This is a genomic window from Rhizobium sp. BR 314 (assembly GCF_047445805.1).
Lineage (GTDB): Bacteria > Pseudomonadota > Alphaproteobacteria > Rhizobiales > Rhizobiaceae > Rhizobium > Rhizobium lusitanum_B.
In genome coordinates, this window is record NZ_JARWLA010000001.1 from 455,112 (window position 1) to 477,342 (window position 22,231).

Below are 22,231 nucleotides of genomic sequence, written 5' to 3' on the forward strand. Positions count from 1 at the left end.
CATCTGCCGCGCAGCACCCGGATCTCCAGAGGAAACCGACCATGAACCGATTTATCAGCTCTCTCGTTGCCGCCAGCCTCTGCGTCGCCGCTCCGGGGTTGGCTTGCGCCGCCGACATAACGCTTGGAAGCCTCAAGATCGCCAACCCGTACGCCCGCGCCATGGTGCCGGGCGCCGAGGTCGGCGGGGGCTATATGACCATCACCAATAGCGGCAAGACAGACGACCGATTGATCTCCGCAACATCATCGAGAGCGGCCAAGGTCGAGATCCATGAAATGAAAATGGACAAGGACGTCATGGCGATGCGCAAGCTCGAAAGCGGCTTGGCTCTCCCAGCTGGCAAGAGCGTCCAGCTGAAGCCCGGCAGCTACCATGTCATGTTCATGGATGTCATCGTCCCCTTCAAGCAGGGCGAAACGATCCGGGCGAGATTGACCTTCGAAAAGGCCGGATCGATCGATGTCGACTTCGCCGTCGGGTCGGCGATTGCCAAGAAGGCCGACATTGGAGGCGACCATGCCAACGCAGCTGAATGAACGACGTAGCGCCAGCCGCGTCTCCCTTCACAAGAGACGGGAGAAACCGATGTTCGCCAGAGAATGGTCCATCCCGGCGATCCTGACGATCTTCCTGCTCGGAGTCTGCGGCTTGATCGCCTATTTCACCTGGAGCCTCATCCCGCCGGCAACGGCAGCGGGGAACCAGATGGGCGGACGGTTCAATCTGATCGACGGCCGCGGCCAACCGATCACGGAACAGGCGCTCAAGGGCCATCCTTCGCTGATCTACTTCGGCTATACCCATTGCCCCGATGTGTGCCCGACGACGCTCTTCGAGATGGCCGGCTGGTTCAAGGCGCTCGGTCCCGAGGCGGACAGGCTGAAGGCCTATTTCTTTTCCGTGGACCCCGAACGCGACACAGCTGAAGTCATGCACAAATACACCGGCAACTTCACGGATCGCATCACTGGCATCACCGGCGATCCCGCCGAAATGCAGAAGGCCGTCAAGGCTTGGCGCATCTATGCCAAGAAGGTGCCTTCTCCCGGCGGAGATTACACGATGGATCACACCGCCTCGGTTCTGCTCGTCGACGACGGCGGCAATCTTCGCGGCCTGATCGCCTATGGCGAAGACAATGGCGTCGCATTGCAAAAGATCCGCAACCTTCTGAAATGAACGGCCGTCGGCCGCCCGCATCAAATCCCCGGCAACATAAGTCGCCAGCAAACCGGCCGCAGCCCCTGCGGCACCCACAACCAAAAGGAAAACCACATGCCCCGGATGCAGACGCTGCTTCTCGCCACTCTGACCGCCAGCCTCGCACTTGCAGGGCAGGCCTTTGCACATGCCCACCTCAAATCCTCGGCGCCTGCCGCCGATAGCGCCGTGAAGCAGGCGCCAGCGGAACTCGACCTCACCTTTACCGAGAGCCTCAACCTGAAATTCAGCGGCGCGACCGTTACCGGCCCGGACAAGAAGGCGGTGAAAACAGGCGCCTCGTCGCTAATGGACAGTGACAAGACGCTGATGGTTCCCGTGAGCGACAAGCTCGCTCCCGGCAAATACACGGTCGACTGGCATGTACTCTCGACGGATGGCCACAAGACCAACGGCACCTACAGCTTCACAGTCGCGCCCTGATCCGAGATGTCCAGAGCGGCTGGCACAGCCGCTCTGCAAGATGGGTTCGACAGGGAGGCAGGCGTGGCCGGCGACTACCCGGACACGCATTTCCTGACGAATTGCAGCCATGTGTCGTTGCGTCGCACGGTCGCCCTCGGCAGGCCGAACGGGTCGTCGTGCGGCCGCGCCCTGCCACGCTGCGTCGTGGTCGCCACGCTATAGCCAGCCTCGCGGACCAGCTTTCGATCGAGCGGCTTTTCATCACCATAAGGAAAGCAGAACGACGAAACCTCGACAGCGAGCATGTCTTTCAGCAGGCCGCGTGATTGGGAGATCTGGCGACGTGCTTCCCCTTCGTCCAGATGCGGCAGGTGGACATGGTCGAGCGTATGTGAACCGATCTCGTGCCCCAAGCTGCTCCAGTGGCGCAACTGCTCCTCTGACATGCAAGCCGCGGGTCCGACACCAAGCGGCACGTCCCAGACATTGCCGCCGCCGATCTGATTGGCGACCACGAAATTCGTTGCGGTGAAGCCGTGCTCCTGCAGCACCGGCAGGGCATTCTCATAGACGTTCAGGTAGCTGTCGTCGAAGGTGATGGCGGCGACCCTGCCTGTCTTCGCGCCCGTGACGTAAGGCATCGCTTCGCGCAGCGACAACCCCTGTATTCCGAGCCTTTTCAGCCATTTCATCTGACTGCGGAAAGCGTCGGGGTGGACGACCATGCTTCTGAACGGCGCCCGGCCCGAAGGCGGCACCGCAATCTGATGATATGCGAGGATAGGAACGGGCAAGTTGATGGTCTCAAGGTCAGATGGATCGGCGCGAACGCAGTGCAATTCTTGCACGGTATAGCGGTCGCAGCACCTCTCTGGAAAGCCTTTCCATCAGCGTCCTGCTACTCTTGATCGTGCTGCCACCGAGCTGCGAGGAGATTTCATGAACGCCGCCGGGCAGAACCGCAAGCGGCGAGACACGGGTCAGCCAACTCATCTGCACAAACGTATCGACCGGACGGTCGAAGGCCTCGGTCGCTTCCAACAGACGAACGGCCGCCTCGCGAGTTACGAGCTGCGCCACCATGCCAAGGCCGATGCGGACCGGACGGATGACAGTGGTCCGACCCTGCGTCAGCACGCTTCTCCCCTGTTCCTTACCCATGCGGAAAGGAAAGCGAATGAAAGCACCGGCTGTCAGGCAAGCCTTGGCAGCCGCAAAAGCCGCCGGGAAAAGATCATCGACCTCCACATCGTCTTCGAAGATGAGACCCGCATCAATATCCTGCTCAACGATGGTGGCCCACGCTTTCCGGTGCGACAGGAAGCAGGCGATCTCGCCGGTGCTCAATTCGAAGGGATAGGTCGGCTTATGAAGCCGGCGGCGATAGACCCGGTCGATCTCGGCCTTGGTCAGCCGCCGTCCATCGACAGCCTCTACGATTTCGCAGGGGACCGGAAGCTGCGCCATCAGCCTTTCGACCTGCGGCATGCGATCACGCGCGCGATCCAGGTGGACGACGAAGGCGCGAATGACAGGCTGGCCCGGCTCACCCGCGCCGGCCCCGCCCGTCTTGGAAGCGTTGTCGAATCCGAATCCCATATGCGATCTTTCAAGCGGGATCGCTGAAGACGGATTGAATTCGCGATTCTGCATTAAATATAACCCCGATATTGTGGAAGCAGGCTCTAGCAACCGTGAATGAAAGCGAGATTAGGCAAAACTGAGCCAAAACTGAAAATCGCCTTTTATTCAACCCTGATATATGACGCGATATGGAGACACATCTCGAGATGTAGTCTCGCGATGGATTGGCAAACCTCACAAAAGCATGCTGATTCGACCGCTCGCGATCTTGTCGCTGACCCAGCGACGCTCGTCCGGCCAGGAATGGCGCGTCGCTCCCTCCCAGCTGAAGCCGCACAATTTCACCTCCCATTCACAGGCAGGCAGGGTCGAAAGCGCGTAGCGGATACCGAAGAAACCGGCGCTGGCAGAGGCCTGATGTATCCGGCAGCCGGTAACCCCGAGCTCCGCATAGCCGTCAATGTAAAACTGCGGCGGCATGATGCGGACTTCCTTGCCGGCGGTCCCGACAAGCTCGATCGTGCGTTTGACCCAGTCACCCGCACGCCGCTCGCGGGGCGACAAGGAGCGCAACCTGCGGCGAGGCTTGCGGACACTCTCGGGATGACAGGCAAGCACGATTTTCTCCGCAGCCTTGAAAGCAGTGCTCTCAAGGAAAGATGGGGCGGCTGACCCGCGTTGCGTCGTTCCGCCGGAGGCTCCAAGCACAAGGATGTTCGTGCGCGACCCACTCATGCCGGCCGAGGCCGTAGGCTCGTCGAAGCGCATCGTGAACTCTGCACTATCCACAATCTCGGATAGATCACGATGCAGTTTTCCGTTGCCGATAATAACAGCCGTCTTGCGCATAAGCTGAAAATGCTCACCCCTGATATTTTCCGCAGCAGCTATGCAATATTAAATAAAATTAAGTCAATATTACTACCGAGCAACGGAAGCAGCACAATAATCTAAATGGGTTGGGGTTATTATTTGCGCTGCGCGCCTAGCGTTAAGCTAGGAGGCTTCTGTCTAAAGCATCCCCGTCTTCGACAAGATTCCGGAAATGCTCTATCTCTTTGTTTCGCCGCAAATTCACTGAGAATTTCTGCTGCAGTTGCTCTGGAAGAGTTCAGCCGCGATACTTCTGCATCGATGTAGCTGCATGCAATACTACATGGCATAGCGACATAAAAAAGGAGCCCAAGCGGGCTCCCTGAATGCCAGAATGCGGTCTTTACTATTCGACCGAATTGAACTTCTTCACTTGAAGGAAGTTCACGGCCGAACCGCTGAAACGCTCCGGATCAATCGATGCTGTCTGCATCTTGAAGCCATCCGTATAGACGGCCGTCGGCTGGGCCCGAAGTGCCGGGCTTACGAAACGTGGCGCCTTGACCGGACGGTTGACGATCTCGACGCGAGCCTTGGCGATCGCCCACTGGGAAATCATCTTTTCCGTCAGCTTCGGCGCAGTCGTGATCGTTGCATGGCCAGCATCCGCATCGACCGCATCCTGCTTGTTCGGGCGGCCGCCCTTGGCGGGAATGCCCGCTGCGATCGGACGCTCCTGCGGCCGTGCTGCATCGAAATTATCGTTGAAGCGACGGCTGGTTGCCTTGACCTCATTGCGGATCGGCGCCAGTGCGGCCACCTGCATCGGCATTTGCTGCGCCGGCCTCTGCTGCGGCAGAACGGACGCGATCGCCTGTGCCGCGCTGTTGTCAATGGCGCCATTGTTCGCCTGCGCAATCTCATCCTTCGACGCAACATTGTTGAGCGGCGGGGTCACCGCGGCGGCAACATTGACGTCAGACCGATCCGGCCGGCTCTGTTCGAGCGCAGCGATGATCGAAGGCGAGAGCGTGTTCGCATCCGCCTGATCATCCATGGCTTCCTGATCGACATTGGCAGAAGCCAGCAGACTCTCGGCGACTTCGGGACGCTGCGCCGGCAGAGGAACGGCTGCAATCTGCCCCCTCATATCAGCCTCGGCGGATGCGACTTCGGCATCGCCGGGCGCCCGGCGCTCAAGCAACGAAGGCACCGGCACACGATAGGAGCGCAGATCGGCATATTGCGGCTGGTCGTTGGCTTCAGGCATAGCCGCGGCAAGCGCCGCCTGAGCATCGTTGCTCGGCTGCGATACGAGAGCTGACGCCACTTCGCTGCCTGCAGTCTGATTGCTGAAAGCCGGGCGAACTTGCGGAACGGGTGCATTCACGCTGGCAACCTGAACCTGAGGCTTGGTTTCGGCCTGAACCGGCGCGCTATCATCGCCATCGTCGGAGGCGGCCGGAGCCGGCTGGCCCTTGCGGCTAGCCGAAGCGACAGCCACAGGCGCCGCTGCTACGCCGCTTTCCGCGTTGTCCTCTTCCTCATCCGCACCGCCGCCGATACCGAACAGGCGGGCGAAGAAGCCACGACGAGGCGAAGAAGAGCTGGCGATCTGAATGTCTGATGACATGCGGCGCTTGTAATCGGCAACCGCTTCCTGATAGCCCGGCAACGGCCGGCCATCGGCTGGAATATGCATCGTCTTGCCGTTCGGGAATAGCCGAACCAGATCCTGGCGATCCATGCGCGGCCACGCGCGCACGCCGCCGACGTCCATGTGCACGAAGGGCGAGCCGGAGGTCGGATAGTAACCGACGCCACCCTCTTGAAGCTTCATGCCGATTTCGCGCAGCTTGGAAAGCTTGACGTCCGGAAGATAGAAATCCATCGCATTGCCGAGCATGTGCTGGCTTTTCTTGGCAACGCCGGTATGGGAGGAGCGCGTGCGCAGCATCTCGTTGGTGCCCGGAGACCGAAAACCGCAGATCACGTAGATGAATTCGTGCGAACCGCTTTCGCGGTAGGCTTCCCAGATCAGGTCGAACAGGCGCGGGTTCATCTTGGTCGGCTGGTTCTTGCGCCAGTCGCGCAGGATGCGGTTCAGCTTTTCCAGACCGTCCGGATCGAACTTGCCATTGCGCTTGTAGGTGATAACGGCCTTTTCGCCGGTGTGGACGTAATAGATCTTCAGACTGCGGGTTTCGCCACCCGCCTGCGAAGGAGTGCTGACGAATACAGGTGTAGAAACGGCCAAAGCAAGGAGGCCAACGGCTGCAACCTTGGCCACCTTGCTGAATAGATTCGAGCACACAGAAAGCCGGCTCAAGCTATTAGGCTTGGTATTTCTACTCAAATTCGGCAATTCGATCCCCGTCCGACAGACAATGTCGCATCGTGTTCCAAATGGCTGTCAATTGCGGTGACACGATGGCAAAAATGCCACACATGGTCGCCCTCTTCATACATGGTGAACGATGCACTAACAAGTGCTTTACGACGGGTAACAAAATATGCTTGCTTAAACGTTAAGCATCCCTTTACGCCGCGCTTTTCTGCGGGTCATCCGGGTCTATCCCGTAATCCTTCAACTTGCGATAGAGAGTTGAGCGGCCGATTCCCAGTTTCCGTGCGACCTGGCTCATCTGGCCGCGATAGAATTTCAGGGCGAATCGGATCAATTCTTCCTCGACATCAGCCAGTTTTCGAACATCTCCCGATATATTGGTGCTGACGATGACATTGTCGGAAGCACCCGATAGAGCGTCACCTCCAGAATGCAGAGAGGTTGCAGCCGCCTCGGATGGAACAACCCGCATGCTGCGTTCCGTCCGCTCTTCCGTCGCGGTTTCGCCAGCGTAAGCGTGGGAATTATCCACAACTAACGTTGGCTGTTCGCCGGAGAAATAGCCCGGCAATTGTGCGGCAATCTGCGGAAAATCGGTATCCTGCAGCTCCGGCCCTTCGGAAAGAACGACCGCGCGGAACACGGCATTTTCCAGTTGGCGGATGTTGCCGGGCCAGTCATAGGCCGTCAACAGAGCAAGCGCGCTGTTGCTGATCGAGAGCGAATAGTCGAGTCGCTGCTCGATTGCGAAACGATCGGCGAAGGCACGTGCCAGATGCGGAATGTCTTCCTTGCGACGGCGCAGCGCCGGCATGGTGATCGGGAAAACGTTCAGCCGGTAGTAAAGATCCTCGCGGAACCGGCCGGCCTTGACCTCTTCGATCAGGTCCTTGTTGGTCGCCGAAATCAGCCGGACATTGACCTTCTGCGCGACGCGCGCGCCGACGGTCTCGATCTCGCCCTGCTGTACGGCGCGCAGCAGCTTCACCTGGACTTCCAGCGGCAAATCGCCGATCTCGTCGAGGAACAGCGTACCGCCATCGGCCTCCATGAATTTACCGACGTGGCGTTCGGCCGCCCCTGTGAATGCGCCCTTCTCGTGTCCGAAAAGGATGCTTTCGACAAGGTTGTGCGGGATCGCGCCGCAGTTCACGGTGACGAACGGTTTGCCGGCGCGGTCGCTGCCGGCCTGGATGGCGCGGGCGACAAGCTCCTTGCCGACGCCGGACTCGCCTTCCAGCACGACGGGGATGTTCGATTGCGCCGCGCGATGAGCGAGATCGAGCACACGCATCATCGCCGGGCTTGCCGAGACGATGTCGTCGAAGGTGATGGCACTGGAGCGCGACTTGCGCCCGGCACGAGCCTTCGCCTCACGCTGGTCGAGCTTGAGCGCATTGGCAATGGACGCAGCTATGCGTTCCGGGGATACCGGCTTGACGACAAAATCGAAGGCGCCGGCCCGCATGGCCTGCACCACGGTGTCGATACCACCCTGCCCCGTCTGCACGATCACGGGCAGGTCGATCCCCATATCGTTTAGCGCACCCAGAAACTCGATGCCGTTCATTTCCGGCATCATGAGATCGAGCACGATAACGTTGATATGCTCGCTGTTGCGCTTCAAAACTTCAAGGCCGAAACGGCCATTCTCTGCCAGATGGGCAACGTGTCCGTGCCGCTCGATGGCATTTTTCAGCAGACGGCGTTGAATCGGATCATCCTCAACAACGAGAATCTGCGCGCCAACCTTGGCGCCACTATAAACGGTCATTGGTGCCTCACTTCATGCGAAACCTGACGCAGACACTCGCAGAAAGGCTTGAACATGAAGTTTTGCCAAATCATTGCATTTTAATCATTGTGACGAATGTATCCTGGCCTATGATTCAACCCGCCGGTGCAGGAAAATCAGGCCTTGCGACAGGCTTTCCAGCCGAATAGACACGAACGAACCGGACGTTCCGAAATAATAAAGCAGAGGAAATATCGCCCATGAGCCCGACCTCGCTCCGTCAATCCCTTAACTTCGCAGCAAGCCAGGCAGCCGCCGATAACGCGCTCGGAGAGCTGCCCGCCTGGAAGCTCAGCGACCTCTATCCGTCTGCGACTTCGCCGGAATTCCTGGGCGACATGGAAAAGGCCGGCAAGCTGTCCGTTGCTTTCGAGGAAAAATGGAAGGGCAAGCTTGCAGATGCCGCCGGCAAGACCGGCGAAGCGGGAATCGGCGCGGCCATCAAAGAATATGAGGCGCTGGACGACATTATGGGCCGCCTGGGCTCTTTCGCAGGCCTTACCTATTTTTCCAACACCAGCGATCCCGCCAACGGCAAGCTCTATGGCGATGTACAGACGCGACTGACTGACTACGCCGCCCACCTGCTGTTCTTCTCGCTGGAACTGAACCGCATCGATGACGCCGTCATGGATGCCTGCATGGCGAACGACGCAACCGCTGGCCACTACCGCCCCTGGATCGTCGACCTGCGCAAGGACAAGCCGCATCAGCTCGACGACAAGCTTGAGCAGCTGTTCCTCGAGAAGTCCATGACCAGTGCTGCCGCCTTCAACCGGCTGTTCGACGAGACGATGGCCGAGCTGCGCTTCGAGATCGATGGCGAAAAGCATCCGCTGGAAGTCGCGTTGAACATGCTGCAGGAGAAGGATCCGGAAGCGCGTCGCAAGGCCGCAATGGCGCTTGCCGAGACCTTTAAGGCCAATCTGCGCACCTTCACGCTGATCACCAATACGCTCGCCAAGGACAAGGAGATTTCCGACCGCTGGCGCGGCTTCGAAGACATCGCCGACAGCAGACATCTGGCAAACCGCGTCGAACGCGAGGTCGTCGACGCCTTGGCAGCTGCCGTGCGCGACGCCTATCCGCGTCTTTCGCACCGCTATTACAAGATGAAGGCCAAGTGGCTCGGTATGGACCAGATGAACTTCTGGGACCGCAACGCGCCGCTGCCGGAAACGCCCAATGCGCTGATCCCCTGGGTCGACGCCAAGGAAACGGTGCTGTCAGCCTACGGCAACTTCGCGCCCGAAATGGCCGATATCGCCAAGCGCTTCTTCGATGAAGAATGGATCGATGCGCCGGTACGCCCGGGCAAGGCGCCGGGCGCGTTCGCGCATCCGACCGTGCCGTCAGCCCATCCCTATGTGCTCGTCAACTACATGGGCAAGCCGCGCGATGTGATGACGCTTGCGCATGAGCTCGGCCATGGCGTGCATCAGGTACTGGCCGGCGGTCAGGGCGCGCTGATGTGCCAGACGCCGCTGACGCTGGCCGAAACAGCTTCCGTCTTCGGTGAGATGCTGACATTCCGCGCCCTCCTCGACAAGACCACCGACAAGCGCGAGCGCAAGGCGATGCTTGCCCAGAAGGTCGAGGACATGATCAATACGGTTGTGCGCCAGATCGCCTTCTACGAATTCGAGCGCAAGGTGCATACCGCCCGCAAGAACGGCGAGCTGACTGCTGACGACATCAACGCTTTGTGGCTGTCCGTGCAGACTGACAGCCTCGGACCGGCGATCAAGATCTCCGAGGGCTATGAGACCTACTGGGCCTATATCCCTCACTTCATCCACTCGCCCTTTTATGTCTACGCCTATGCCTTCGGCGATTGCCTCGTAAACTCGCTCTATGCGGTCTACCGCAATGCCGAAAAGGGCTTCCAGGAGAAGTATTTCGAGCTTCTGAAGGCCGGCGGCACCAAGCATCACTCCGAACTCCTGAAGCCTTTCGGCCTCGACGCGACCGATCCGTCGTTCTGGAGCAAGGGATTGTCGATGATCGAAGGGCTGATCGACGAGCTGGAAGCACTAGATAAGGATCTGTAACCCAGATCGGCAAAGAACCGCGCCATGGCCGATGCCCGACCCTACGTCCTTTTCAGGGATGACAGCACAGGACAGATGATGATCTTCGCCGAACCGACGGAGATCATCACGGTACGGACATGCGCGGAATTCTTCGATGCACTGGATCGGATGGAGAGAGCCCGGCAGGCGGGAAAATGGCTGGCGGGCTATATGGCCTACGAAGCAGGCTACCTCTTTGAGGAAAAGCTTGCGGCTTTTGCCGAAGAGAACCGCGAGACGCCGCTGCTGTGCTTCGGCGTCTTCGACGCCCCGGCAGCCGACGATCATCCGCTGGGTCAGCGGATGCAACGCCCGGAAAACCAGGAATTCCTGACCGAGCCGAGAGCCGCATGGGATTTCCCGACATATAAAGAGAGATTCGACCGCCTGCACGAGCACCTTCGGCTCGGAGACTGCTATCAGGCAAACCTCACCATGCCGATCCATGCCCGCTGGAACGGCGACGCGCAAGCCGCCTTCTGGTCGCTGATCGAACGGCAGCCTGTGAAATACGGCACGCTCGTCGATCTCGGCGGCCCGATCATCCTCTCGCGCTCGCCGGAGCTCTTCTTCCGAACCGATGAAGAGGGCTGGATCGAGACGCACCCGATGAAGGGCACGGCCAAGCGCGGCGCGAATGCAGCCGATGACGACGCGATCATCGCCGCGATGCTCGCCGACGAGAAGACGCAAGCCGAAAACCGGATGATCGTCGATCTCCTGCGCAACGACATCTCCCGCGTCACCGAGGTGGGTACACTCGATGTGCCCAAGCTGTTCGAGATCGAGACCTATCCCACCCTGCACCAGATGGTGAGCCATGTGCAGGCGAAACTGTTGCCGGGTATGACCATTCGCGACCTGTTCGCAGCGCTCTTTCCCTGCGGCTCGATCACCGGCGCGCCGAAGATGTGGGCGATGGAAATCCTACATAAGCTCGAGGATAGTCCCCGCGACGCCTATTGCGGCGCGATCGGCATGATTTCCCCAACCGGCGCCATGCGTTTTTCGGTGGCGATCCGCACGATCACGCTTTTCGAAGACGGCCGCGCGGTGTTCAATGTCGGCGGAGGTATCGTCTTCGATTCGACGGCGGAAGCGGAATACGAGGAATGCCTCCTGAAGGCGCGCTTCGCCGTGGGGGACAGATGGATCGACCGCTAGAGGATTTTTCCCTCATCGAGACGCTCCGTTACGAGCCTGAAACGGGCTTTGTGCGTCTGCGCCTGCATCTCGCCCGGCTGCAGCGCTCCGCCCGGCGCCTTGGCTTCTCAACCCCGAAGAACGTCCTTGGAAAGTTGGAGGAGGCCGTCGCCGGTGCCGCCGCACCCCTGAGAGTTCGCCTGACGCTGGACCGCGAGGGCCTAACGCAGGTGACGACGGCGCCGTTCGTTCCGCTTTTGCCCGACACGGTCTGGCGTGTCCGCATTGCTGCCACACGGCTCGATTCCTCCGACAAGCTACTGCGCGTCAAGACCACCCGCCGTGGCGTCTATGAAGCGGCGCGCGCGGAATACAAGCCGGATGAGGCAGAAGAAGTGCTGCTGCTCAATGAGAAGGACGAGGTTTGCGAGGGGACGATCACGTCCGTTTTCATCGTGGATGACCCGGACACGCTGCGCACCCCGCCGATTTCCTCGGGCCTGCTTGCCGGCGTGCTGCGCACCGAGCTCATCTGCCAGCGCAAGGCTCGCGTCGGCCGCATCCGGCTTGACGACCTGAAAGATCATACCCTTTACGTCGGGAACTCCCTGCGCGGCCTGATCCGCGCGCAACTCATATGGAATTGATGCATGTTCATCCTCTCGCTCACCTACCTCAAGAGCAATGACGAAGCCGACAAGCATATGGAGCCGCATATGGCCTGGGTGAAGGAGGGATATGCCAAAGGCTGGTTTCTCGCATCCGGTCGCAAGGTGCCGCGCACTGGCGGCGTCATCTTCGCGCGAGGCGAACGCGCCGAACTGGAAGCTTATGTCGCAGCGGACCCTTTCACCGTTCACGGCGTCGCCGCCTACGAGGTTCAGGAAATCGCCCTCACCACCGTCGTCGACGGGCTGGAAAGTCTGAAAGCGTAATCGGCAGCGGACAGAGATCGCAGTCCGATTCTTGATAAGTCAGCGAAAACCTCCCTTGAAGGCAACAAACTCGTCGCATATGGCGTGTATGTTGGCCTCGACTTGACTTTGTCCGGCTAACCCTGAACAGCTCTTTATTGTGACATCAAATTATGATTAGAGCCGCTCACCTCGCGTTTTCGCGCAAACTCTGATTGAATTTCGTGAACCGAACGGCGTCCTGCCTTTCGAAGGAGAAAAGAATGACGAAACACAACTATCCGGTATATGCCGAAATTACCGGTCCGATCGTAATGATCGGCTTTGGCTCCATTGGCCGTGGCACCCTGCCCCTGATCGAGCGCCATTTCAAATTCGACAAGAGCCGGATGGTCGTTATCGACCCGCGTGAAGAACCAGCCGATATGGAAATCCTGGCAAAGCACGGTGTCCGTCATATCAAGGAATATGTCACCAAGGACAACTACAAGGAACTCCTGAAGCCGCTTCTGACGGAAGGCAGCGGTCAGGGCTTCTGCGTCAACCTCTCGGTCGACACCGGCTCGCTCGATCTGGTCAAGCTGTGCCGCAAGCTCGACGTGCTCTACATCGACACCGTCGTCGAGCCCTGGCTCGGCTTCTACTTCGACAAGAGCATGAAGAACGCCGACCGCACGAACTATGCCCTGCGCGAAACCATGCGCAAGGAAAAGGAAAAGAACCCGGGCGGCACGACGGCCGTTTCCACCTGCGGCGCAAACCCGGGCATGGTCTCCTGGTTCGTCAAGCAGGGCCTCGTAAACCTTGCCAAGGATCTCGGCGTGAAGTTCGACGAGCCGGATCAGCACGACCGCGAAGGCTGGGCCAAGCTGATGAAGAAGGTCGGCGTCAAGGGCGTGCATATCGCCGAGCGCGACACGCAGCGCACCAAGCATCCGAAGCCGCTTAACGTCTTCTGGAACACCTGGTCGGTCGAAGGCTTCATTTCCGAAGGCCTGCAGCCGGCTGAACTCGGCTGGGGCACCCATGAAAACTGGATGCCGAAGAACGCCAAGAAGCACAAGAAGGGCAACAAGGCGGCGATCTACCTCGAGCAGCCGGGCGCCAATACCCGCGTCCGCACCTGGTGCCCGACGCCAGGCCCGCAATACGGCTTCCTGGTCACGCACAACGAATCGATCTCGATCGCCGACTATTTCACGGTCCGCGACAAGGACGGCGAAGTCACCTTCCGCCCGACCTGCCACTATGCCTATCATCCTGCCAACGACGCAGTGCTCTCGCTGCACGAAATGTTCGGCAACGGCGGCAATGCGCAGCCGGTTCACCACGTTCTCAACGAGGATGAACTGGAAGACGGCATCGATGAACTCGGTGTGCTGCTCTACGGCCACGACAAGAACGCCTACTGGTACGGTTCGCGCCTGTCCCTCGAGGAGACCCGCCGCATTGCTCCCTACCAGAACGCCACTGGTCTGCAGGTAACCTCGGCCGTTCTCGCCGGCATGGTCTGGGCACTCGAAAACCCGAAGGCCGGCATCGTCGAAGCCGACGAAGTCGACTACAAGCGCTGCCTCGAAGTGCAGTTGCCCTATCTCGGCCCGGTTGAAGGTCATTACACCGACTGGACCCCGCTCGATGGCCGCCCGGGCCTGTTCCCGGAAGACATCGACACGAAGGATCCGTGGCAGTTCAAGAACATCCTCGTTCGCTGATAGGAACAGCTTTCGCGATACGAAATGCTGGAATGCCCGCACAGATCGTGCGGGCATTTTTGTTACGCAAGCGGGATAAATCAAGCAGTTGCCTTCTGAAGCCTTGCTTTAACCCAATAGCCGCGCCATCTTTCTCGCAACCGAGACGACACAACTCCGCCCTTCATCGCGGGAGATCTTTATGAAGTTCAGAACCATCCTTCCCCTCGTTGCCGCCGCGGCAGCACTGTCCGCCTGTGTCGATTTCGGCGGATCGAGACCGCCGCCGATGACGATGAGCCCAGGAGCACAGCCACGGACAAATTCGGTGGAAGGCAGCTGGGCCGATTCCAACGGCCTGAACTCGACGTTCAACGCCGGCCGCTTCGAGACTCACACGACCGACGGCACGAACCAGCAGATGGCTTCGGGAACCTATACGACCGATCCTTCCGGCGTGATCCAGATCAATCTCTATTCGAACATCAAGCGCACCAGCTCCAAGGTGAATTGCTTCATGGCAAACCCAGGCCAGCTGAACTGCACCTCGGAGACGGGCGGACACTTCTCTCTCAACCGCCAGGGCTGAATGGCCAGCGAATGGATAGGACGCCATGCGTAGCATGACAGTTCTCTATCTGGCTCTCATCGCGGCGCTGCCCCTCGCCTCCATGGCGGTGGTCTTTCCGGTCAACGCCTATCGGGCACAGGGCATCGACGCGCTCGATTGCGACGGGCCGATCAGCATCCTTATATTCGCTGTTCCAGCCCTGTTGATCTATGGCGCCGGCGCAATCCTGCTTTATCGGGAAAGGAGCCGGCGCTTTCATTTTGCCGTGGCCCTCTGCTGTCTGCTCCTCTTTCTCTCCATCGGCTGGAATGCCGCGTTGGCGATCCGTGAATCCTACGGAAGCGCCTCCATCGAAGCCTGCGGCTGACCGGCGAGCGATCACGTTCCGTTGCTTTGTAAAATCCTAATGAAGCCAACAGCTTTCGCTTGCGCTCGCTCCGCCATGATGAAAACATTCGGGCGGGGGACCGTTGCGGGGTGTGCGCGGGCCGATTGCAAAGACGAACAGGAGAGATAGATGAAGCAGCCCTTCGGAGTGGGTCTTTTGGCCGCCGCGGCTCTGGCGCTCAGCAGCAGTGCCGCCTTCGCGGACTATCAGCTCAACATCCTGCACTTCAACGATTTCCATTCGCGCGTGGAGTCGATCAATAAGTTCGACGCCACGTGCTCGGCAGCTGAGGAAGCGAAGAACGAATGCTTCGGCGGCGCTGCGCGACTGAAAGCTGCCATCGACCAGCGCCGTGCCGCGCTTGCCGGCCAGAACGTAGTGGTGCTCGACGCCGGCGACAATTTCCAGGGCTCGCTGTTCTACACGACCTACAAGGGTGCGGCCGAAGTCGAATTCCTCAACGACATGAAGATCGACGCGATGACCGTGGGTAACCACGAGTTCGATGACGGCGAAGGTCCGCTGGCCGCCTTCCTCGATAAGGCACAGTTCCCGGTCGTAACGGCCAATCTGATTGTCGACGACCAGTCGAAACTCGGCAACCGCATTAAGAAGTCGATCGTTCTCACCATCGGCGGCCAGAAGATCGGCATCGTCGGCGCGGTGACGACCGAAACGCCCGAACTCTCCTCCCCCGGCCCACATGTGAAGATCACCGACGATGCCGCTGCCATCAGCGCCGAGGTGGACGCGCTGAAATCGCAGGGCATCAACAAGATCATCGCAGTCACCCACGTCGGCTATTCGCGCGATGTCGACAAGATCGCCAAGATCGCCGGTGTCAGCATCGTCGTCGGCGGCCACTCGCATACCCTGCTATCGAATACGGACCCGAAAGCCGCCGGCCCCTACCCGACCATGGTCGACAATCCGGCCGGCTACAAGGTTCCGGTGGTTCAGGCTGCTTCCTACGGCAAATATCTCGGCGATCTTGTCGTGACTTTCGATGATAACGGCGCCGTCAAGGACGCCAAGGGTGATCCGATCCTGCTCGATTCCTCGGTCCAGCCGGATCCGACGATCCTGGCCCGCGTGGAGGAGATGGCAAAGCCGATCCAGGAACTGCGCAAGAAGGTCATCGGCAACGCGCAAGGCCCCATCGAAGGCGCGCGCGAAGTCTGCCGCGTCCAGGAATGCTCGATGGGCAACCTCGTCGCCGATGCCATGCTCGACCGCACCAAGGGACAGGGCATTTCCATCGCCATCCAGAACGGCGGCGGCCTGCGTGCCTCCATCGGCGCCGGCGATGTCAGCATGGGCGATGTCCTGACCGTGTTGCCATTTCAGAACACGGTTGCGACCTTCCAGCTGACCGGAGCCGACGTAAAGGCGGCGCTCGAAAACGGCCTCAGCCAGATCGATGACGGCGCGGGCCGCTTCCCGCAGGTCGCCGGCCTCAAATACAGCTTCGACAAATCGAAACCGCCAGGCGGCCGCCTTGTATCGGTCGAAGTGCAGGAAGGCACGGAATTCAAGCCTATCGACCCTGAAAAGACCTACGGCGTCGTCAGCAACAATTACATGCGCGCCGGCGGCGACGGCTACACTGTCTTCGCCAAGGATGCGAAGAACGCCTATGATTTCGGCCCGAACCTGGAATCGGTGGTTGCCGACTATCTCGCCGCGCACAATCCCTACAAGCCTTACACGGATGGTCGCGTGACGCAGATCGCCGCAGCGCCGGTCGCCCAGCCGGAACCGGCAAAACCCGCCGAAACAAAGCCGCAGGCCGCACCTGAGCAGAAGCCGGTGCCCGCTGCAGCCGAAAGCACCGCAGCATCGCCGGCAGCGACTACACCCGCCACTTCTGCTCCGGCTGTGACCACGCCAAGCACGACCATGCCCGCGAATCCAGCACCGGCGCCAGCCGCCCCGACAAAAGCGGACCCGGTAAAGTCGACGCCTGCCGCATCAGCCCCTGCGGTTGAAGCCCCGGCCACCACGACACCGACGACACCGGAGCCGGCAGTAGCCGCACCAAAAGCTGCTGTCAGCGAAGAGCCGAAGACCCCGACGACCCATGTCGTTGTCGCCGGCGACACGCTCTGGGGTCTCGCCAAGACCTACTACGGCAGCGCCAAACAATGGCGCAAACTTCTGGCCGCCAACCGCAATATCAAGCCGCATCATCTGTCGGTTGGTGAAAAGTTGAGGATTCCTGCCAAGTAAGGACGATTTGTCTCGCATATCTGAGCCGGCCCGGGCTTCCCCGGACCGGCTTTTGTTCCTATGTGGAGTGCTCCGTATCTTGAGAGGAATTCAAACGATGACCGCAAACCCGACCGCGCTTCCGTCCGATCACCCGAGCGTGAAATCCGGCAAGGTTGGCGTTTTGCTCATCAACCTCGGGACACCCGATGGCACCGACTACACCTCGATGCGCCGTTATCTGCGGGAGTTCCTGACGGACCGCCGCGTCATCGAATGGTCGCGCTGGAAATGGTACCCGATCCTCTTCGGCATCGTGCTCAACACCCGGCCACAGAAGGTCGGCAAGGCCTATCAGACGATATGGAACAAGGATAAGAACGAGAGCTATCTGCGCACCTATACGCGCAACCAGTCTGAGCTGATGGCCGAGCGTCTGCACGATCTGCCCAATGTCCGGGTGGACTGGGCGATGCGCTACGGCCAGCCCTCGATCGGCGACCGTATCCAGGCCCTGAAGGACGAAGGCTGCGAGCGCATCGTGCTCTTCCCGCTCTATCCGCAATATGCGGCGGCGACGACGGCAACGGTTAACGACAAGGCATTCGAGAAGCTGGCAAAGATGCGCTGGCAGCCGGCGATCCGCACCGTGCCGCAATATCACGACGACGACACCTACATCGAGGCGCTTGCCAATTCCGTGAACCGGCACCTCTCGACGCTGGACTGGAAGCCCGAGAAGATCCTCGCGTCGTTCCACGGCATCCCGATGTCCTACTTCAAGCTGGGCGACCCCTATTACTGTTTCTGTCAGAAGACCGGCCGTCTGCTGCGGGAGAAACTTGGCCTCTCCGAAGAGCGGTTCATGGTCACCTTCCAGTCCCGTTTCGGACCGGAGGAGTGGCTGCAGCCCTACACCGACAAGACGGTGGAGGAGCTTGCCAAGAACGGTACGAAGCGCATCGCTGTGCTGAACCCCGGCTTCGTCTCCGACTGTCTGGAGACGCTGGAAGAGATCGCCGAGCAGGCCGCCGAATCCTTCCATCACAATGGCGGCGAGAAATTCACGCATATTCCCTGCCTCAACGACAGCGAAGACGGCATGAAAGTGCTGGAGAAAGTCGTACGGCGTGAGTTGCTCGGCTGGGTCTGACCGATCGCCGGGCTAAAACGCATCGCGATCTCCAAGATACGCTTGCTGCGCTTTAGTCCGGCAATCAGCTCACTGTAACTGCGGCTTCTTGAGGAAGCTGCGCCGATCGGCGGATTTGATGCGTAACCAGGCTTCGCGGCCATTGCGCAACACCCGCAGGGGGATTTCGGCGCCGGCCGGTCCGCTTTCCCATATTTTGCGATAGAAATCGGCAAGCCCATCCACCTCCGCGTCGCGGATCTCCGAGATGACATCGCCGCGGCGCAGCCCAGCTTGCGCCGCAGGGCCGCCTTCGGTCACACTCATGACGACGACCTCGCCATTGCTTTCCGCAGAGAAGGCACCCAGCCATGGCCGCGGCGGCTTGTTGACCTGGCCGCGTTTGACGAGATCGTCGAGGATGGGCAGCAGCAAGTTGATGGGCACGACCATGTTGATATCGGCTCCTTCCCCATTCTGGGTCGCCATCTGCAGGTGCAGCGAACCGACACCGAGAAGCTTGCCCTCTTCGTCCACCAGCGCCGCCCCGCCCCATGAGGGATGCGCCGGCGCGACGAAGATCGCCTCATCGAGCAGATACTCCCAATAGCCCGCGAACTCCTGCTTGGCGACGATCTTCGCTTCAACGAACTGGCCGATACCGTCGGCGATCACTACAGGATCGCCGATCTCGGCTTTGTCGGCGTCGCCGAATTCGAGAGCGGGAACGTCGAGCGGACCAAGCGCCTGCACCAGACCGAACCCTGTTTCCTGATCGTAGGCCAGGACATGCGCAGGCACGACACGACCGTTATTCGTCGTCAGCCAGACTTCCTCTGCCTCGGTGATAAGGTAGCCGATCGTCAGCACCAGCCCATTTCCCCGAATGACGACGCCATTGCCTTCTCTGCGGGTGCCGAGCGTCGCCGCCGTGAAGGCGTCTTCCGGAATTGAGGCATGTACGGCCACGACCGACCGCAAGGTTCTATCCATATTCATTGTTTCACCCTGACGATGCGCTATGGCTGAGCTCGAAAGGCTGCATGGCAGCGGTGCCGAAGAACTTCCCAATAAGGTATGAATATCAACCGTCAGACGCAAGAGCCGGATCGCGAATGATTGATCGGCTCTCGTGTGTCAAGGGATGGGAGTGGAGTGGCGACACCCCATTCCTCCCTTGCCGAGAACGTGCTAACCCACCACATCTGATTGAGCAGCCATTTCGCGAATGCGACCGAAGCGATAACGGCATGGCAGCGCTTTTTATGGGACGCAGGGTCCGTATCGCGGACGGGCGCCAAGGAGGAATTCAATGGTAGTCGGTGGTTTCAGCATCGTTGTGGTTGCTCTGGTGGTCCTGGTTATCCTGGTGCTGTTTGCAGGGATCAAGACCGTGCCGCAGGGCTATCGTTATACCGTCCAGCGCTTCGGCCGCTATATCCGCACGCTTGAGCCTGGGCTCAATCTGATCGTGCCTTTCATCGAAACGATCGGCATGCGGATGAATGTGATGGAGCAGGTATTGGCGGTGCCGACACAGGAGGTCATCACCAAGGACAATGCCAGCATTTCCGCTGATGCGGTGGCATTCTTTCAGGTGCTGAATGCGGCTCAGGCCGCCTATCAGATCACCAATCTCGAAACCGCGATCCTCAACCTCACCAAGACTAACATCCGTTCGGTCATGGGCTCGATGGATCTCGACGAACTCCTGTCCAATCGTGATGCGATCAACGAAAGGTTGCTGCGCGTGGTCGACGAAGCGGTCGAGCCTTGGGGCATCAAGGTAACGCGCGTCGAAATCAAGGACATCCAGCCGCCGAAGGACCTGGTTGACGCCATGGGCCGGCAGATGAAAGCAGAGCGTGAAAAGCGCGCCCAGGTTTTGGAGGCCGAGGGCTTGCGCAACGCGCAGATCCTTCGCGCCGAGGGCGCCAAGCAGGCGGCCGTGCTGCAGGCGGAAGGCCAGCGCGAGGCTGCTTTCCGCAATGCCGAGGCCCGCGAGCGTCTTGCCGAGGCCGAGGCCAAAGCGACCCGCGTGGTGTCCGAGGCGATTGCCGAAGGCAATGTGCAGGCGATCAACTACTTCGTCGCCCAGAAATATACGGAAGCCCTTACCGCGATAGGCTCGGCCAACAATTCCAAGATCGTGCTGATGCCGATGGAGGCAAGCTCCATTATCGGTTCGCTCGGCGGTATCGGCGCCATCGCCCGCGAAGTCTTCGGCGACAGTGGCGACGGCAATGGAGCGCCGCAGCCATCAAAGCCGCGCCCCGGCCCCGCACGCACCACGCCTTCGATAAACCCGCTGACCTCAAGGGAGAGTTGAGATGTTCGACAATTTCGTCGTCGAGCTCGGCCCCTGGAGCTGGTGGCTGCTGGGTCTCGTCCTGCTTGCCGCCGAGCTGATACTGCCGGGCTTCTTTCTCGTTTGGATCGGACTTGCCGGCATCATCGTCGGAGCGTTGTCGCTGCTATTCTGGGAGAGTGCCTTCTGGTCGTGGCAGGTGCAATGGCTGGTCTTTGCCGCATCGGCTGTTGTCGTCACCCTCATCGGGCGGCGGTACCTCTATAACAACAACCAGGTCACGGACGAGCCGTTTCTGAACCAGCGCGGCGCGAGCCTGGTCGGACGCACGGCAACGCTCGAGCAGCCGATCACCGAAGGCCGAGGTCGTATTCGACTGAACGATACCTATTGGACGGTCAATGGGCCGGACTTGCCGGTCGGCACCCGCGTTAAGGTCGTCGCCAGCAACGGCCGCGAGCTTACGGTCGAGCCGGCCTGACGGGAGCTATGCGAGCAAAAGCGCACCACGGCTTTTCGCCCGTGATGCGAAAAGAAAGCCGCAACACGCCTTTGCGCGAAGTGCGTTAGGCCACGCCTATCCGCAGCAGATCGTGGAAATGCACGACGCCGATCGGCCGGCGCTCGTCATCGATGACCATGAGCGCCGAGATATTGTGACGATTAAGCACGGCCATGGCGCTCGTTGCCAGCGTCGTCTCCTTCACCGTCTTCGGATTGGGAGTCATGACCTCATCCACCAGCTTTTCGGCAAGGCTGGCTCCGAGATTGCGTGCGATGTCGCCATCGGTGACGATGCCGCACAGGCACCCCTTTTCATCGATCACACCGACACAGCCGAAACGCATTTTCGATAGCATCATCGCCGCTTCCGGCATACCCGTGCCGAGCTTGACCAGCGGTACCCGGTCGCCCTTGTGCATGATATCTGCGACGTGAGAGAGGCTGGCGCCCAGTTTGCCGCCGGGATGGAAAGTACGGAAATCCTCGGCCGTGAAGCCCCGCGCCTCAAGCAGCGCCACGGTGAGCGCATCGCCGATCGCGAGCTGCAGCATTGTCGAGGTGGTTGGCGCCAGTCCGTGCGGACAGGCCTCTTGTTCCTTGGGTAGCAACAGAACGACATCCGACTCGCGCGCAAGCGTCGAAGTCCCGCCGGCCGTAATGGAGATCATCGGAATGGAAAAACGGCGGGAATAGCTGATGATACCGCGCAGCTCAGCGCTTTCGCCGCCCCACGAGATGGCGATGATGACATCATCCTGCGTGATCATGCCGAGATCGCCATGATTGGCCTCGACAGGATGGACGAAAAACGAGGGTGTGCCGGTGGAGGCCAGGCTGGCGGCCAGCTTGTTGCCGATATGGCCGCTTTTGCCGACGCCGGTGATGACGACGCGGCCGCTGATATCGCCGATGATCTCGACAGCACGGCTGAAAGGCCCGGCTAGACCGTTTGCCAAAGCACGTTCCAGCGCTTCGAGGCCCCGTCTCTCGGTCTCGATCGTCCGCATAGCGGATTCGATCGCACCGTTCTCGATCAATCTGACAGCTCTCTTGTTCATGAGCGAGGCCTAACGCTTTTCTGCAAATCTGTCCACCAAAGATCGCCCCTTATCAGCAGCGGCAACTCGCC

General features: G+C 60.0%; 20 protein-coding genes and 2 pseudogenes. 14 read left to right on the forward strand and 8 right to left on the reverse strand.

The features are described from left to right. Positions 1 to 41: 41 nt before the first annotated feature. The 3 genes from QD461_RS02245 to copC all read left to right on the forward strand — a co-directional run bounded on the left by QD461_RS02245 (position 42) and on the right by copC (position 1,647). Complete coding sequence (locus tag QD461_RS02245) at positions 42 to 539, forward strand: copper chaperone PCu(A)C (RefSeq protein WP_414086278.1); 498 nt, start codon at positions 42 to 44, stop codon at positions 537 to 539. A 49-nt stretch (positions 540 to 588) separates the two neighbouring features. Further along, a complete protein-coding gene (locus tag QD461_RS02250; RefSeq protein WP_414086279.1) occupies positions 589 to 1,182 on the forward strand; it encodes an SCO family protein in 594 nt (197 codons plus the stop codon). A gap of 96 nt (positions 1,183 to 1,278) precedes the next feature. Continuing rightward, on the forward strand, positions 1,279 to 1,647 hold the full coding sequence (gene copC, locus QD461_RS02255) for a copper homeostasis periplasmic binding protein CopC (protein ID WP_414086280.1): 369 nt from the start codon (positions 1,279 to 1,281) through the stop codon (positions 1,645 to 1,647). 74 nt (positions 1,648 to 1,721) lie between these two features. Here copC and QD461_RS02260 read toward each other — a convergent pair whose 3' ends face one another. The 6 genes and pseudogenes from QD461_RS02260 to QD461_RS02285 form a co-directional block, all read right to left on the reverse strand. Next, the gene (locus QD461_RS02260; RefSeq protein ID WP_414086281.1) at positions 1,722 to 2,423 is read right to left on the reverse strand and encodes a polysaccharide deacetylase family protein; all 702 of its coding nucleotides are present in this window, start codon (positions 2,421 to 2,423) and stop codon (positions 1,722 to 1,724) included. Positions 2,424 to 2,439: 16 nt separating this feature from the next. Next, positions 2,440 to 3,282: a glycosyltransferase family 25 protein gene (locus QD461_RS02265; protein WP_414086282.1), complete on the reverse strand. Its 843-nt coding sequence runs from the start codon at positions 3,280 to 3,282 to the stop codon at positions 2,440 to 2,442. Positions 3,283 to 3,447: 165 nt separating this feature from the next. After that, entirely contained in the window at positions 3,448 to 4,062 is a 615-nt protein-coding gene (locus QD461_RS02270; RefSeq protein WP_414086283.1) for a hypothetical protein, read from the reverse strand. A 370-nt stretch (positions 4,063 to 4,432) separates the two neighbouring features. After that, complete coding sequence (locus QD461_RS02275) at positions 4,433 to 6,391, reverse strand: DUF882 domain-containing protein (RefSeq protein WP_414086284.1); 1,959 nt, start codon at positions 6,389 to 6,391, stop codon at positions 4,433 to 4,435. Positions 6,392 to 6,566: 175 nt separating this feature from the next. Continuing rightward, a pseudogene (locus QD461_RS02280) lies at positions 6,567 to 6,788 on the reverse strand (helix-turn-helix domain-containing protein); the annotation flags it as partial. A gap of 143 nt (positions 6,789 to 6,931) precedes the next feature. Continuing rightward, positions 6,932 to 8,147, reverse strand: a pseudogene (locus tag QD461_RS02285) (sigma-54-dependent transcriptional regulator); the annotation flags it as partial. A 221-nt stretch (positions 8,148 to 8,368) separates the two neighbouring features. On the opposite strand from QD461_RS02285, the gene QD461_RS02290 reads away from it, so the two are divergent. The 9 genes from QD461_RS02290 (at position 8,369) to hemH (ending at position 18,311) form a co-directional block, all read left to right on the forward strand. Then, entirely contained in the window at positions 8,369 to 10,219 is a 1,851-nt protein-coding gene (locus tag QD461_RS02290; RefSeq protein WP_414086285.1) for a M3 family oligoendopeptidase, read from the forward strand. Positions 10,220 to 10,243: 24 nt separating this feature from the next. After that, a complete protein-coding gene (locus QD461_RS02295; RefSeq protein WP_414086286.1) occupies positions 10,244 to 11,404 on the forward strand; it encodes an aminodeoxychorismate synthase component I in 1,161 nt (386 codons plus the stop codon). Next, on the forward strand, positions 11,389 to 12,030 hold the full coding sequence (locus QD461_RS02300) for an aminotransferase class IV family protein (protein WP_414086287.1): 642 nt from the start codon (positions 11,389 to 11,391) through the stop codon (positions 12,028 to 12,030). Before QD461_RS02295 ends, QD461_RS02300 begins: the two co-directional genes overlap by 16 nt. A gap of 3 nt (positions 12,031 to 12,033) precedes the next feature. Further along, complete coding sequence (locus tag QD461_RS02305) at positions 12,034 to 12,318, forward strand: YciI family protein (protein WP_414086288.1); 285 nt, start codon at positions 12,034 to 12,036, stop codon at positions 12,316 to 12,318. 242 nt (positions 12,319 to 12,560) lie between these two features. Further along, positions 12,561 to 14,012: a homospermidine synthase gene (locus QD461_RS02310; protein ID WP_184702573.1), complete on the forward strand. Its 1,452-nt coding sequence runs from the start codon at positions 12,561 to 12,563 to the stop codon at positions 14,010 to 14,012. Positions 14,013 to 14,193: 181 nt separating this feature from the next. After that, positions 14,194 to 14,580, forward strand: a complete 387-nt coding sequence (locus tag QD461_RS02315; protein ID WP_184702571.1) for a hypothetical protein — start codon at positions 14,194 to 14,196, stop codon at positions 14,578 to 14,580. 25 nt (positions 14,581 to 14,605) lie between these two features. Further along, on the forward strand, positions 14,606 to 14,929 hold the full coding sequence (locus tag QD461_RS02320; protein ID WP_414086290.1) for a hypothetical protein: 324 nt from the start codon (positions 14,606 to 14,608) through the stop codon (positions 14,927 to 14,929). A gap of 150 nt (positions 14,930 to 15,079) precedes the next feature. Then, complete coding sequence (locus tag QD461_RS02325; protein ID WP_414086291.1) at positions 15,080 to 17,179, forward strand: 5'-nucleotidase C-terminal domain-containing protein; 2,100 nt, start codon at positions 15,080 to 15,082, stop codon at positions 17,177 to 17,179. Positions 17,180 to 17,276: 97 nt separating this feature from the next. Next, complete coding sequence (gene hemH, locus QD461_RS02330) at positions 17,277 to 18,311, forward strand: ferrochelatase (RefSeq protein ID WP_414086292.1); 1,035 nt, start codon at positions 17,277 to 17,279, stop codon at positions 18,309 to 18,311. A gap of 69 nt (positions 18,312 to 18,380) precedes the next feature. On the opposite strand, the gene QD461_RS02335 is transcribed toward hemH, so the two are convergent. Further along, complete coding sequence (locus tag QD461_RS02335) at positions 18,381 to 19,289, reverse strand: S1C family serine protease (RefSeq protein ID WP_414086293.1); 909 nt, start codon at positions 19,287 to 19,289, stop codon at positions 18,381 to 18,383. A gap of 313 nt (positions 19,290 to 19,602) precedes the next feature. On the opposite strand from QD461_RS02335, the gene QD461_RS02340 reads away from it, so the two are divergent. Then, positions 19,603 to 20,619: an SPFH domain-containing protein gene (locus QD461_RS02340; RefSeq protein ID WP_414086294.1), complete on the forward strand. Its 1,017-nt coding sequence runs from the start codon at positions 19,603 to 19,605 to the stop codon at positions 20,617 to 20,619. Position 20,620: 1 nt separating this feature from the next. Then, positions 20,621 to 21,079 (forward strand): NfeD family protein, encoded by a 459-nt coding sequence (locus QD461_RS02345; RefSeq protein WP_184702560.1) that lies wholly within the window; start codon positions 20,621 to 20,623, stop codon positions 21,077 to 21,079. An 85-nt stretch (positions 21,080 to 21,164) separates the two neighbouring features. Here QD461_RS02345 and QD461_RS02350 read toward each other — a convergent pair whose 3' ends face one another. Further along, the gene (locus QD461_RS02350) at positions 21,165 to 22,160 is read right to left on the reverse strand and encodes a KpsF/GutQ family sugar-phosphate isomerase (protein ID WP_414086295.1); all 996 of its coding nucleotides are present in this window, start codon (positions 22,158 to 22,160) and stop codon (positions 21,165 to 21,167) included. Between the last annotated feature and the right edge of the window lie 71 nt (positions 22,161 to 22,231).